General features: G+C 72.5%; 13 protein-coding genes. 4 read left to right on the plus strand and 9 right to left on the minus strand.

All coding sequences use genetic code 11. The features are described from left to right. Positions 1-100 precede the first annotated feature (100 nt). A complete protein-coding gene (locus EV376_RS08245; protein ID WP_130321533.1) occupies positions 101-538 on the minus strand; it encodes a hypothetical protein in 438 nt (145 codons plus the stop codon). Positions 539-1307: 769 nt separating this feature from the next. Between EV376_RS08245 and EV376_RS08250 the strand changes: the two genes are divergently transcribed. Continuing rightward, entirely contained in the window at positions 1308-1682 is a 375-nt protein-coding gene (locus tag EV376_RS08250; protein WP_130321534.1) for a helix-turn-helix transcriptional regulator, read from the plus strand. Further along, positions 1679-3052: a permease prefix domain 1-containing protein gene (locus EV376_RS08255; RefSeq protein WP_130321535.1), complete on the plus strand. Its 1374-nt coding sequence runs from the start codon at positions 1679-1681 to the stop codon at positions 3050-3052. The genes EV376_RS08250 and EV376_RS08255 overlap by 4 nt, the downstream gene beginning before the upstream one ends. 42 nt (positions 3053-3094) lie before the next feature. Here EV376_RS08255 and EV376_RS08260 read toward each other — a convergent pair whose 3' ends face one another. The 4 genes from EV376_RS08260 to EV376_RS08275 form a co-directional block, all read right to left on the minus strand. Beyond that, complete coding sequence (locus EV376_RS08260; protein WP_130321536.1) at positions 3095-4120, minus strand: hypothetical protein; 1026 nt, start codon at positions 4118-4120, stop codon at positions 3095-3097. 69 nt (positions 4121-4189) lie between these two features. Further along, on the minus strand, positions 4190-5014 hold the full coding sequence (locus tag EV376_RS08265; RefSeq protein WP_130321537.1) for an LLM class flavin-dependent oxidoreductase: 825 nt from the start codon (positions 5012-5014) through the stop codon (positions 4190-4192). 41 nt (positions 5015-5055) lie between these two features. Then, the gene (locus EV376_RS08270; protein ID WP_130321538.1) at positions 5056-6153 is read right to left on the minus strand and encodes a hypothetical protein; all 1098 of its coding nucleotides are present in this window, start codon (positions 6151-6153) and stop codon (positions 5056-5058) included. Between the two features lie 190 nt (positions 6154-6343). Beyond that, entirely contained in the window at positions 6344-6535 is a 192-nt protein-coding gene (locus EV376_RS08275; protein ID WP_130321539.1) for a general stress protein CsbD, read from the minus strand. A gap of 125 nt (positions 6536-6660) precedes the next feature. Here EV376_RS08275 and EV376_RS08280 point away from each other — a divergent pair, with 125 nt between their 5' ends. Next, complete coding sequence (locus EV376_RS08280) at positions 6661-7134, plus strand: molybdenum cofactor biosysynthesis protein (protein ID WP_130321540.1); 474 nt, start codon at positions 6661-6663, stop codon at positions 7132-7134. Here the strand turns inward: EV376_RS08280 and EV376_RS08285 are convergent. Beyond that, positions 7131-7784: a 4'-phosphopantetheinyl transferase superfamily protein gene (locus EV376_RS08285; RefSeq protein WP_130321541.1), complete on the minus strand. Its 654-nt coding sequence runs from the start codon at positions 7782-7784 to the stop codon at positions 7131-7133. The genes EV376_RS08280 and EV376_RS08285 overlap by 4 nt on opposite strands. A gap of 163 nt (positions 7785-7947) precedes the next feature. Between EV376_RS08285 and EV376_RS08290 the strand changes: the two genes are divergently transcribed. Next, positions 7948-8217, plus strand: a complete 270-nt coding sequence (locus EV376_RS08290) for a hypothetical protein (protein WP_130321542.1) — start codon at positions 7948-7950, stop codon at positions 8215-8217. A gap of 45 nt (positions 8218-8262) precedes the next feature. On the opposite strand, the gene EV376_RS30775 is transcribed toward EV376_RS08290, so the two are convergent. From EV376_RS30775 to EV376_RS08305, 3 genes are all read right to left on the minus strand, one after another. Then, complete coding sequence (locus EV376_RS30775; protein ID WP_130321543.1) at positions 8263-11556, minus strand: glycosyltransferase; 3294 nt, start codon at positions 11554-11556, stop codon at positions 8263-8265. Continuing rightward, a complete protein-coding gene (locus tag EV376_RS08300) occupies positions 11544-12065 on the minus strand; it encodes a hypothetical protein (protein ID WP_130321544.1) in 522 nt (173 codons plus the stop codon). Before EV376_RS08300 ends, EV376_RS30775 begins: the two co-directional genes overlap by 13 nt. Positions 12066-12295: 230 nt before the next feature. Then, positions 12296-12949, minus strand: coding sequence for an HNH endonuclease family protein (locus tag EV376_RS08305; protein ID WP_130321545.1), 654 nt, complete (start codon positions 12947-12949; stop codon positions 12296-12298). Between the last annotated feature and the right edge of the window lie 33 nt (positions 12950-12982).

A 12982-nucleotide genomic window follows, 5' to 3' on the forward strand; every position in this document is an offset into this window, starting at 1 on the left:
GCAGGCCGGGATCCAAACCCTGTCACGAATTTCGAGGCCTGGACCCCGGCCCGCCGCCGGGTCGATGACTCAAGCACGGACGGCGGACACCCCGCGTCGATCAGAAGGCGACGAAACCGCCAAAGTTCGTCCCGTGCGTTGCCTCGGGGAAGTGCAGTTCGACGCGGAATGTCGTGTTGTCTACAACATTCGAGGCGATGACCATCCAGCCATGCTTATTGATGTCATAGGTCTTCCAGGTATTGCAGTAGCCGGCGCCGACAAAACAGACTCGCACCAGGAATGATTTGTAGCTACTGCTGCCACTGTATGTCCTGACATCAAAGTTGATGTCGTTGCACCGGCTGGTCGTCTTGTACGTTCCCGATGCGGACGGGAGAAGAGCGTTCTTGCTGCTCCCGGTTGCATACCAGGTAACTGCCCCGTCGTAACACGACGCAGCATGGGCGGGTGACGCCGGCGCGAGCGCCAGCGGTATGCTCAACAATGCGGATAGCGCGCTGGCGAACATCACGCGAACACTGCGTCTTTGCTTCATGAGTAACCCTTTCGGCCGGTGCCCGAGGAGTGCGGTTTTCCGCCTCCCGCATAGGGGATGATCGTAGCGACGAGCTTCGTTGTCGGCAATCCCGGGTGCGCCGGAAACATTGCCGGCACCGCCTTGGTGGCCGTGCCATTCCTTTTGGCCGCAGGAGTCGCCTGGCGCCGGTCCGGCTAAGCGACTTCACGCAGTCGTAAACAACCATGCGCGCAATCTCTGCTCACGTCGGTTGCAGAACTCCAGCGCTCGATCATCGATATGCCAGTCCAGCAACTGGTGTCGACCGGGGAGCTTTTCCAGCCCTTCGGCCGGACGAGTCTTCTTCCTCGCCCGGAGGGCGAGGTCCCCGGTGTGGGCGACCGGGGCGCCGGTGTCCGGTGGCTAGCTCTGCCCGAATGCCGGCGAGCGGCTGCGCCGAGGTGACGGAGAACAGCAGGGTGCCCAGGTCCTGCGTCGAGTCGTTGTCGGCGTCGGTGGCCTGCAGGACATCGCTGGCGTGGGCGGGCGTCGGCCAGCCGACCACCGCCGGGGCCGCCTCAGAACGATGGCAGCAAGAAAGAACCTGCTCTTCATGTTTCCCCCGTGTCGAGCCCGCCGAAGGTCGACGGACCTGACTGTATTTATAGAGACGGACGTGACTTCCCGCAACCCCGTCGAGCGGACGCGGTACTGCTCCAGCGTGAAGAGACTTCGGGGGACTCTGGCGCCGGGCGATACCTAGCACTACTATGCATTGCAGTTCTAGGGTATGAGCCCGGGAGGTCTGATGAAGGTCACCAAGGATCTCGTGGCCGCCTCGGCGACCCCGATGGTGCTGGGCATCCTCGCCGACGGCGAGAGCTACGGCTACGCCATCCTCCGGCGGATCAACGAGCTTTCCGGCGGCGAGCTGGACTGGACGGAGGGGCTGCTCTACCCCCTGCTGCACCGGCTCGAGCGCCTCGGGCACGTGAAGTCGAGCTGGCAGTCGGTCGCCGGCGAGCGGCGGCGCAAGTACTACCGCATCACCGACGCGGGCCTGGCCGAGCTCGCCGAGCAACGGCGCCAGTGGGACACGGTCGTGGGCGCGCTCAAGGAGATCTGGATCGAGCCGGGTGACTTCCGGCCGTTCCGGGCGATCCCGCTGGGCGGACCGGCATGACCGCGCCGAGCGGCAACGACGAGCTGGCGGCCCAGTTCGCCCAGTGGCGCCACTACGTGCAACGCCGCCCGGAACTGCAGCCGAGCGACGCCGACGAGCTCGAGGACCACCTGCGGGGCTCCGTCGACGAGCTCATGACCGCCGGCCTACGCGCCGACGAGGCGTTCCTGGTCGCGGTCAAACGCATGGGAAGCCTCGACGACCTGTCCCGGGAGTTCGCCCGGGAGCACTCGGAACGGCTGTGGAAGCAACTGGTGCTCAGCGGCGACGCGGCGGGGCCGGCGGCGGACACCCGGTCACGGCGTGATCTGTACGCGATGATCCTCTGCGCGGTGGGTGCGGCGGCCTCCGTGAAGGTTCCGGAACTCTTCGGGATGAGGTTCGAGGAGGACGGCTCGTTCTACGCGCCCAACTTCAGCCTGTTCGCGCTGCCCTGGCTGGCCGCCTTCCTGGCCTGGCGTCGCCGGGCCAGACCCGCGCTGGTCGGCGTGCTGCTGGCGTTGTTCGCACTCGGCGCCGTGGCGGCGAACGCCTACCCGCTTCGGGACGGGTCCCAGTCGCTGGTCGTCACCAGCATCCACCTCCCGATCGCCCTGTGGCTCGTGGTCGGTCTGGCCTACGTGGCCGACAATCTCCGCTCGGCACGCCGGCGCATGGACTTCATCCGCTTCACCGGCGAGTGGTTCGTCTACTACGTCCTCATCGGGCTCGGCGGTGGCGTGCTGATCGCCTTCATGTTCGGGACCTTCGAGGCCATCGGGCTCCTCCCCGGGGACTTCATCGGGCAGTGGGTCGGTCCCTGCGGGAGCGTGGCCGCGGTGGTGGTGGCCGGCTGGCTCGTCGAGGCCAAGCAGAGCGTCGTCGAGAACATCGCCCCGGTGCTCACCCGGCTGTTCACCCCGCTGTTCACCGCCGTGCTGCTGGCCTTCCTGGTCGCCCTGGCCTGGAGCGACTCCGGCATCGACGTCGAGCGGGAGGCGCTGATCCTGTTCGACCTGCTCCTGGTCGTGGTGCTGGGGTTGCTGCTCTACTCGCTCTCGGCCCGCGACCCGCTGGCGCCGCCCGGCCTGTTCGACAAGCTGCAACTCGCCCTCGTGGTCAGCGCGCTCGTCATCGACGTGCTGGTACTGGTGGAGATCACCGGGCGCATCACCGAGTACGGCAGCACACCCAACAAGGCGGCGGCGCTCGGGGAGAACGTCATCCTGCTGGCCAACCTCGCCTGGTCGGCGTGGCTGCTGTGGGGTTTCGTCCGCCGGCGGACGCCGTTCGGCGCCCTGGAGCGGTGGCAGACCGGTTACCTCCCGGTGTACGCGGTGTGGGCCTGGATCGTGGTGCTCGTCCTGCCGCCGGTGTTCAACCACCTGTGACGGAGACCCAGGCTCCGGCCGGCACGCCCGCCGGCAGGGCGCTCAGGTCTCGGACGCCGGGTACCGCCGGCAGAGCCGGCGGTACTCGGCCGACACGACGGCGAGCAGGAACAGGTCCACGCCGAGGGCGGCGAGCGCCCCGAACTGGTTGACCGTGAAGCTGAAGATCTGCCCGAACAGCAGATCCACCAGGAGCGCGAGCTTGAACAGCCGGAAGGCCCGCACCTGGTCGGTCGGCAGCAGCAGCGCCCCACGGATGGCGAGCACCGCGGTGATCAGCGCCGAGAGCGCGACCCCGAGCACGGCCCCCCACTCGCGCTGGTCCGGCAACTGGCCGCTGACCGCGCTCTCCACGACCTTGAGTACGACGACGAAGGGCTCGCCGACCAGGTAGAGGACCACCAGCGACACCACCCACCGGTGGGTGGTGACCCACACCATCGCCCGGCGGGCCCGGTCGACCCAGGGCTGCCAGAACCGGGTGCCCGGCGGCTCCCGTCGGGGCACGGCGTCCAGCAGCCGGGCCACCGCCTCCTCCACGTCCGGGCCGCACCCGCGGACCAGCCGCGTCACCGCCTCGCGGCGGCGATCGGTGAGACCGGCGCCGAGCCCGCCGACCACCGTGTACAACGCGTTCGCCGTCCGCTCCGGCCCGGAGAGCCGGAGCCGTCCCCGGATCGCCTGGCTGATGACGACCAGCAGGGCGAAGGCGCCGTAGATGATGCCGGCGGCCGGAGCGTAGAAGTAGTCGGTCCCGGCGGTGACGAACTTGCCGACCTCGTCGATGAACAGCCCGAACCCGGTCCCGCCCAGGATCGCGCCGAGGATGCGCGCCGCGCTGCCGAGGAAGACCAACGCGGCGGCGAGGCCGGCGGTCATCAGCAGGCCGCCCCAGAGCACGTGCGCGATGTGGAGGCCGCCGCCGCCGAGCTGCGGGTAGCCGGTCGCCTGGAGGAAGGCCCGGGTGAGCAGCACCGTCACCACCCCGGAGAGTACGAACGCCTGCAGGTAGGACGGTGCCTCCAGGACCCGGGGCGGCCACGACCGGCGGAACGGGCGGGCGGGCATGTCCCGACGCTAACGGCGCGCCGCGTACGCCTGGGTCCGTTCTGCCCGAATCACCGCCGCCCGCGCCGCTCAGGCGGGGGGACCAGCCACGATCCGTTCCCGAGCGGCGGCGACTCCGCCGCGCCACCAGCCCATCGCCTCGATCCACCAGGTCAGCCCGGCGGCGGCGTACGGCGCGATGGCCTCCGCCGCGTCCGCCGGCGCGGTCCAGCCCTCCACCGCGATGTCGAACCCCGCCAGGGTGCCGCGTTCGGCGGCGACGAACCGCACCACGTCCTCGAACTCCTCGACCGGCACCGGCACGCCCTGCCCCGCGTCGGTGAAGGTCGCCACCACCCCGTCCCAGCGGGCGGAGCGCCGGAAGCCCGGGCGGTTGGGCCACCGGCCGGCGCACCAGACCGGTACGCGGGGCCGCTGCACCGGGGTGGGCAGCATCCGGACCCGGGCGCCGGAGGGCGTCGCCACCTCCTCGCCCGACCAGAGCGCGCTGAGCTGCTCCAGCGACTCGTCGAGGCGCCGGCCGCGTACGCGCAGGTCGGGATCCTCAGCGAAGGCGGAGTACTCCAGGTCCATCGAGCCGATGCCCGCCCCGAAGACCAGCCGGCCGCCGGAGAGGGCGTCGAGGGTCGCGGTCTCCCGCGCCACGATCTGTACCCGCCGCCTCGGCAGGGCCGTCACGAGGACCCCGAGCCGGATGCGCGAGGTGCGCGCCGCGATCGCGGAGGCGACGACGACCGGATTGACCACGGGCCAGTCGGCCTCGTGGAAGAGCACGTGATCCCAGAGGAAGACGCCGTCCCAGCCGGCGTCCTCGGCGGCGACGGCCAGGTCGAGGAGGGTCTGGGCGTCGGCGAAGGGCCCCACGTTGGGCAGACCGACGGCGTACCGGGGCATGTGCCGACCCTACCCAGCCGGGGCGTCGCACGCCGACCCGGTCACCGCCACGCGGCCGCGTGGGTGCCGCCCGGCGTGTTGATCCAGCCGACCAGCAGCCGCCGGTCGTTGAGCGCCAGCACGGCGGCCGCCGGGTCGCCGGTCACCGTACGGCCAGCACGCCACAGCAGGGCTCGTCGCGGGGAGCCGCTGGTGCTGCCGCCGATCCAGCCGGCCTCGTTGATGTCGCCGGCGTAACCGCTGAACTCGGTGCGGACGCCCCGGTGCCACCGGAACGCCTGCTGGGCCCCGCCCGGCGAGACCGTCCACCCGGTGACCTCACCGCGGTCGTTGACCGCCAGGGCGCCGCTCATGCCCGACGGCGTGCCCAGGTCGATCATCCGGCCGCGGTCCCAGAGGAACGCGTGCTGGGCGCCGTCGGCCGTGGTGCTCGTTCCGACGATCTGCCCGCGCTCGTTGATGTCGGCCGGCACCGACTCGCTGCCGCCCAGGGTGCCCAGGTCGGTGAGCCTGCCGCGCTGCCAGCGGAAGGCCCGCTGCCCGGCGTCCGTGTAGTGCACGCCGATCACCTGGCCGCGGTTGTTGATGCCGGTGGCGCTGCGGTCGCCCACGCCGCCGAGGTCGGTGAGCACACCACGCCGCCAGAGGAAGGCCCGCGTCTCCCCACCCCGGATGAACGTCTGGTTGTCGCCGACGACCTCCCCGCGGTCGTTGACGGCCAGCGCGGTGCCCGTTCCGCGATGGTCGAGCGTGCCGAGGTCGTACGGCCGGCCGTGCCGCCACAGGCACGGGCGCGCCGCGTACGCGTCGGACTGGCAGAACCCGACGACCTCGCCGTGTTCGTTGATGTCGCGCGGAAGGGTGCCGGTGCCGCCGGGCAGGGGCCGCAGCACCGTGTGCCGCCCCGCCCGCCAGACGAACCCGAGCGGCGGCTGGATCTCGCCGTCGACCACGTTGGTCGCCGTGATGATCACCTCGCCGCGACCGTTCACGTCGGACGCCGCGCTCGACATCCAGCCCGCCGGGTGGATGTCGCGGACGGCGAGTTGCGCCCGGCCGGTGGCCTCCGCCGGCGCGGCGGCCAGCAGGGGGACGGTGATGAGCAGCGCGGCGGCGAGCCGCCCGATCGGCCGGGTCATCACGCCAGCCTGCGCCGCCGGCCGGCCCGGGCGGACGCACCGTCCTAGATCCGACAGCCGCGGGGGCGCGGATGCTGCCCGGCAGCGCCGCCCCGACGGCACCGAGCCGGGCGGGCAGGGTCAGCCGGGGGCGCCGCCGAGGAGATGGGCCGGAGGGCCGCCCGAAGGCGGCCCTCCGGACCCGACGCGATCAGATGGTGAAGTTGTCCGGCGTGTCCCGGGCGTCCTCCTGGATGTGCTCTCCGGGCTTCTGGCCGTGGATCTCGTCGTGCTTGCGCACCCGATCCGCCTCGGACCGCTCGTTCCGGTTCAAGTCGCCCATCCGGGCCCGGGCCGGGCCGGCGAGCTGCTCGATGTTGTCGGTTGCCCGCTCCACGCTCATGTCGCCTCCCCTGTCGTCGCGGCGAACGGCGGCGGTTCCCCGCCCGCAAGGACGCGTCCCCAGCGGGGGGGCGACGAAACGCGGACGCCCCCGGTACGCGAGGCGTTGTTCGTAGAATCGACGATGTGCCCGAGATCGTCCAGTTGCTGGCCTCGCCCGTACACCGGTACGTGGGCCGGCCCGCGGACGGTCCGGCACCGGCGCCACCCGGCGAACTGGTCGACGAGGTGCGGATCCGGGCCGGGCTCGGCATCGTCGGCGACCGGTACTTCGGCAAGCCGGCCCACCGGAACGCGAGCGTCACGCTGATCGCCCGGGAGTCGTTGCCCGCCGGCACCGACCTGACCCAGGTACGGCGAAACATCCTCACCGCGGGCATCGAGGTGGACGGCCTGGTCGGGGCCGTGCTGGTCCTCGACTCCGGCGACGGGCCGGTGCGGCTGCGGGCGAACCGCCCGGCCAACCCGTGCGCCTGGATGGACGTGACGATCGGCCCGGGGGCGTTCCGGGCGCTGCGCGGGCGGGGCGGCGTGCGCTGCTCCCCGCTGGACGACGGGGTCCTCCGCGTCGGCCCGCTCACGGTGGCCGTCGAGCCCTAACCGAGCAGCACCGCCGCGGTGCGGACCAGGCCGTGGTCGACGGCGAACCGGCCCGCGACGACGGTCGGGGCGCCGGCAACGGGCGCGGCGTCCACCCGGGCGGCGGCGATCCGGGCCGTGAACGTGCCGGCCTCCGGATCCAGTTCCACCTGGGCGTCGTGGAAGTCCAGCCACGTGCCGACCAGCGGGTGCCACACCTTGTAGACGGTCTCCTTGGCGCTGAACACCACCGCCGGCCAGGAGACCCCCGCCGGCAGCCGGGCGAGGCGGTCCTCCTCCTCGTTCAGCAGGATCGCCCGGCGTACCCCCGGGTTGAGGGTCTTGTGCTGCTCGGCGTCGAGGCCGACCGACCGGATCTCGCCGGCGTGCGCCGCGGCGGCGGCGCAGTACCCGCGCGTGTGGGTGATCGCCCCGACCACCCCGCGCGGCCAGACCGGTGCGCGGTCGGCGGCGGCCGGTACCGCGACCGGCGGTAGGCCGAGTGCGGCGATGGCCCGTCGCGCGCAGACCCGGCCGGCGGTGAAGTCGCGGCGGCGGCTCTCCACCGCCCGCTCGCCGAGGCCGGCCAGCTCCTCGGGCAGCAGCAGGCCCACCCAGTCGGTGGACCCGGCCACGGCGACCGCGACCGCGGGCGGCAGCAGGTCACGCATGGAAGCTCCCGGAGGGGTACGACATGGCCGCCATGGTCGATCAACGTACCGCAATGGCGTAACGCCGGAGAGTTCTGCGACGCTGTTGGGGCGTCGCGTGGGGAAGCGGGCGGCATCCACTGTCGACTGTGTCCGGCCGGGCACGGACCAGAAAGGGAGCGCGATGACCGGTGCTGCGGAATCCTCGACGTCCAGGACGGACGAGCATGCTCCGTCGACCCCGGACTGGACCTGTGGGACCTGCGGTGCCGAGTGGCCGTGCGAGCCGAAACGGGGCCTCCTCCTGCGGGAGTACCAGGCCGATCGCGCGATGCTGACCGTCTACCTCGGCTCCTGCCTGGCCGCCGCCACCCAGGATCTGCCCGCGCCGGCGGCGACCTCGCTCCAGGACCGGTTCATCGGCTGGTTGCCGCGGCTGCCGAAGCAGCCCTGACCGGCACCGCGGGCGGCGCCCCGCGCGGGGCGCCGCCCGCCCTCCTCACCTCCTCACCTTCTCGCGAGGCAGCGGCGCCGGTTCCGGTACGCGCACCGGGCGCGCCACGACGGGCCGGGGCTTCGCCCGGGCCGGCCAGGGTACGAGGCGTGGCTTCCGCTGCGCGCTGACGTCCTCCACCCAGCCGAGCAGCAGCACGACCCCGAACAGGAGCAGCAGGGCCACCGCCAGGTAGCCGGCCTGCCCGAGCCGCCAGGCGTCGAGCAGGTCGCCGACGGCGAAGCAGGCCGCGATCGCGGCGTTGTGCCACAGGTAGATGGTCAGCGCGCGACTGTTCAGTGCGGTGACCAGGCCGTCCAGCGGGCGTACCCGCGCCAGCCAGGCCATCCGCGGCGCCGCCCGGAGCAGCACCAGCACGAACGCGAGCGAGTAGAACGCCTGGGCGACCGGGATGTCGTTCAGGTCGAACCCGGCCTCCGGGTGCGTCCAGACCCAGCCCGTCCCGATCGCCGCGCAGAGGACGGCCAGGGTGAGCAGGACGCCCCACGGGATCCGGCGCAGGTGACCGTCGCGGTGGGCGAAGCCGACGATCCAGCAGGCGCCGAAGGTGGCCAGGTCGACCGCGACGGAGTCGACGACGGCCCGCCCGAGGGCCGGTGCCGAGGTCTGCAGGATCACGAGGACCGCCAGCGGCAGCAGGACCGTCGGCAGCGGCCACCGGCGGTACAGCCCGAGCAGCACCGGGGAGAGCAGGACCAGCCAGAGGAACGTGACCAGGTACCACAGCACCCCGGTGACGTCCTCGGCCCACCCGCTGCCCGCCGGCTCGGCGAGCGGCAGCACCCAGGTCAGCAGCCCGGGCCAGGGCGGCCGGTCCGGCCAGCCCTGCCAGATCATGAGCGGCACGAGCACCAGCCCCAGCACCCACAGCGCCGGCAGGAGCCGGCGGAGGCGGGCGTTCACCGCACCGGTCGGCGACCGGTCGTACGACCGGGCCAGCAGCGATCCGGCGAGGGCGAACATGACGCCCATCGCCGGGAAGGCCCAGCTCAGCCAGGCGAAGCCGAACATGTGATAGATCACCACCCGGCCCAGGGCGACCGCCCGCAGCAGGTCGAACCACCGGTCCCGGCCGCCGGGGGCGACGGGTGCTCCGGCCGGCCCGGCCACCGGGTCCCCGGCCCGCTTCAGCTTCCGCCACCGCAGCCGGGTCCCGGTCAGCGCGGTGATCATCGAGCGGACCAGCACGAGGTACATCAACTGCCGGTACGCGAACTGCTGCAACGGCAGCGCCAGCAGGGGAGCGAGGCGTTCCCGGTCGAGCCGGAAGGCCACCAGCGCGGTGAGCGCCTGGACGGCGAGCATCGCCAGCCACGCCACCGCCGTCTCGGTGGTGCCGAGGAAGAGCAGGCCGTAGACGGCCATCAGGTCCAGCACCGGCCCGAGCAGGGGCAGCACCACCCCGAACAGGGCGAGCACCGGCAGCCCGAGGCGGCCGAAGCGACCGGAAGCGCCGCGGTCGAACACCGCCCGGCGATGCTTCCACATCGCCTGCATCGTGCCGTAGCTCCAGCGGTATCGCTGGCGCCAGAACTGGGGCAGCGTGGTCGGCGCCTCGGTCCAGGCCCGGGCCTGCTCCTCGTACACGACCCGCCAGCCGGCCCGCAGGACGGCCATGGTGAGGTCGGTGTCCTCGGCCAGCGTGTCGTCGCTGACGCCGCCGACGGCGAGCAGTACGCGGCGGCGGAAGGCCGCGATCGCCCCGGGGACGGTCGGCATGCAGCCGAGGGTCTCGTACAGCCGGCGGTCCAGGTTGAAGCCGATCACGTACTCGATGTGCTGCCACCGGCCGAGCAGGCCGGTGCGGTTGGCCACCTTGACGTTGCCCGCGACCGCGCCGACGGAGGGGTCCGCGAACGGCTGGACCAGCCGGCGGACCGAGTCGCGCTCGAACACGGTGTCCCCGTCGACCATGACGACGATCTCGTGCCGGGCGTGCGCGATCCCGGTGTTCAGGGCGCTCGGCTTCCCGCCGTTGGCTTTGCGGATCACCCGGACGTTCGGCAGGTTCAGCGCTTCCACCAGGTCGGCGGTCCCGTCGGTCGACCCGTCGTCCACGACGATGACCTCGGTGCCCCGGTGGTCGCCGCCGGCCAGCGACCGGACGGTGGCCACGATGCCGGCCCGTTCGTTGTAGGCCGGCACGATGATCGACACCGGTTCGGTGACCGGAGGGCCCCACGACCAGCGCCGGGAGCGCCGCCGTCGGGCGTGCCGGCCGGCGAGGACGAGCAGCAGCAGCGTACGGGCGAGCACCAGGAGGCCGACCAGCACGAACAGCACGCGCAGGACCTCGAGGAACAGGTCGGCGATGCCGACGGCCAGGACGACGGCGCTGGCGCGCCAGCGTTCGAGGCCGGACACCGGCACGTTCCCCGCGACCGGTCGGGCTCCCTCCTCGTCGGTGACCAGAGCCCGGTTCACGCCGTCGGTGACGGTGGTGAACCGGTACCCCCGGGCGGTCATCATCGGGATGAACCGGTCCAGGGCGGCCAGCGTCTGGGAACGGTCGCCGCCGGCGTCGTGCAGCAGGACGACGGCGCCCTGCCCGGCCGGCGGCGTCATGTCGCGCACCATGACGTCCAGGCCCGGTCTCGCCCAGTCCCTGCTGTCGGTGTCGTTCACCGCCGTCAGGTAGCCGAGCCGGCCCGCCTCCCGGATCGCCGCCCACGCCTCGTTGTCGATGGCCCGCGGCGTCGACGAGTACGGGAAGCGCAGCAGGCTGGTCCGGACGCCGGCGGCGCTCATGATGGCCTGCTGGGTCTGCGCGTATTCCAGGCGCCGCCACCAGCCGGGCAGCACGGTGGCGTCCGGGTGGCTGAAGGTGTGCACTCCGAGCTCGTGACCTTCGGCCGCGATCCGCCGGGTGAGGCCCGGGTGTCGCGCGACCTGGCTGCCGACCACGAAGAAGGTGGCCCCGACCCGGTGCCGGCGTAGCACGTCGAGCACCTGGGGCGTCCACACCGGATCGGGGCCGTCGTCGAAGGTGAGGGCGATCGTGCGTGGCGGCATCCGGTACGACGTGGTCCGCCCCTCGGTGGTGTCGACCACCGGGCCGCCGGCCCGGATGGTGGCGGGAACACCGTTCTGGTCGCCGCTCTGCCGCACGTGGTCGGGAACGAACTCGGAGTTCGCGTACGCCTCGACGAACAGCACGCAGAGTACGACCGTGATCAGCGTCCCCCAGACGAGCCAGCCGGCGCGCGGCCCGGACCGGGCGGGGCGCTCCGGGCGGGCGGGCGGCACCGCGAGGCCGGCCCGGGCCGTCAAACCAGCCACCCCCCGGTGGGCTCGGGCTCGGGCTCGGGGGTGGTCGGTACCGGTGACGGGGTGACCGGCGGCGGGGGCGGCACCGGCGCGGGCTCCGGGCCGGTCGGCGACGGCGTGGCGATCGGCGGGGTGGGCGGCGGTGCCGGTGCCGGGGGCGCCGGGGCCGGACCCCCGTCCGCCGCCGGTGCCTGCGGAGCCGGTCCGTCCGGTTCGGAGCGGACGAGCGGCTCGAACGGGCGTGGGCCGAGGTCGTCGAGGTCCGCCGGCAGCTCCCCGGGCACCGGTGGGGCGGGCTGGTCGGCTGCCTCCACACCGGATCGGTGGTCGGGCGGCGGCAGCGCACCGGACGGCGCGGCGGCGCCGGTCAGGACGGCGGTCGCGACGAGTGGGAGGTATACGAGGGAGCCGCTGGCGAGGATGAGTCCCCACCGGCGGACGCGACGGTGCCGGCGGCCGGTGACGTCGACGAACACCGGGGCGGGCGGGGCCGGTACGGCTGTCCGGACCAGAGTTGCCACCGGGACGTCAGGTGTCCGGAGATGGTGAATGTGAGCGACCACCCGGACGAGGCTAGAGGGGCGGCAGACCCCTTATGTCCGCTTCGGCAGACCCCTCGCTGTCCATTCTTCGTAAGGTGAACATCCGGATACGACGGCACGAACAGGCATACCCGTGATGAGCGGCGCAGCAGGGACGAGGCGGATCAGAAAGCACGTTTTCTCCCTGGCCCGCCCCGTCCCCGTCCGCCTCACCAGGCGTGGGTCACGGTGACCGTGATGTTGGTGCAGGAGTTCGCCAAGCTGGTGAGCCTGCTCTTCTCCGCGCTGTCCACGGTCAGCCGCCACCGGGTCTTCACCGCGGCCCACTCGCGGACGTAGCGGCACCGCTCCTGAGCGGGTAGCCAGGTCGCCGGGTCCTGGTCGCCCTTGGCCTGGTTGACGTTGTCGGTGACGGCCACCAGGGAGCGCGCGTCGCCCAGGTCGTTGGCGAACGACCGTCGCCGCGAGGTGGTCCAGTTGCGGGCACCCGAGTCCCAGGCCTCGGCGAGCGGCACGAGGTGGTCGATGTCCAGGTCGGACGGGTTGGTCCAGTAGGCGGCGTCGTAGTAGGAGTACCACCGGCCGCCGGAGAGGGAGCAGCCGGAGCCGACCGACGGCTTCGTGGTGGCCTCGGCGATCAGCACCTCGTACCGGGTGCTGCAACCGTCGCCGTCGGCGTCGATCCAGTGCGGGAAGAGGTCGCGCGAGTAGCCGGTGCGCACTTCGGAGGCGACGGGAAGGTCGGCGACGAGGGTGCGCAGCGGCACCGAGATGGTCGCGGCCCGGGCCGGGGCGGCGACGCCGAGGGTCGAGAGGGTGGCGGCGGCCAGGAGGCCGCACAGCCAGCGGAGGGTACGGGTCATCGCGTGCTCCATCCGGTCGGTCGGGGGTCGCCC

The sequence above is a fragment of the Micromonospora sp. CNZ295 genome, assembly GCF_004217535.1.

Bases quoted from the DNA above. Each gene is read 5' to 3' on its own strand.
- EV376_RS08245 (WP_130321533.1), bottom strand. From the start codon at position 538: ATGAAGCAAAGACGCAGTGTTCGCGTGATGTTCGCCAGCGCGCTATCC.
- EV376_RS08250 (WP_130321534.1), top strand. From the start codon at position 1,308: ATGAAGGTCACCAAGGATCTCGTGGCCGCCTCGGCGACCCCGATGGTG.
- EV376_RS08255 (WP_130321535.1), top strand. From the start codon at position 1,679: ATGACCGCGCCGAGCGGCAACGACGAGCTGGCGGCCCAGTTCGCCCAG.
- EV376_RS08260 (WP_130321536.1), bottom strand. From the start codon at position 4,120: ATGCCCGCCCGCCCGTTCCGCCGGTCGTGGCCGCCCCGGGTCCTGGAG.
- EV376_RS08265 (WP_130321537.1), bottom strand. From the start codon at position 5,014: ATGCCCCGGTACGCCGTCGGTCTGCCCAACGTGGGGCCCTTCGCCGAC.
- EV376_RS08270 (WP_130321538.1), bottom strand. From the start codon at position 6,153: ATGACCCGGCCGATCGGGCGGCTCGCCGCCGCGCTGCTCATCACCGTC.
- EV376_RS08275 (WP_130321539.1), bottom strand. From the start codon at position 6,535: ATGAGCGTGGAGCGGGCAACCGACAACATCGAGCAGCTCGCCGGCCCG.
- EV376_RS08285 (WP_130321541.1), bottom strand. From the start codon at position 7,784: ATGCGTGACCTGCTGCCGCCCGCGGTCGCGGTCGCCGTGGCCGGGTCC.
- EV376_RS08290 (WP_130321542.1), top strand. From the start codon at position 7,948: ATGACCGGTGCTGCGGAATCCTCGACGTCCAGGACGGACGAGCATGCT.
- EV376_RS08305 (WP_130321545.1), bottom strand. From the start codon at position 12,949: ATGACCCGTACCCTCCGCTGGCTGTGCGGCCTCCTGGCCGCCGCCACC.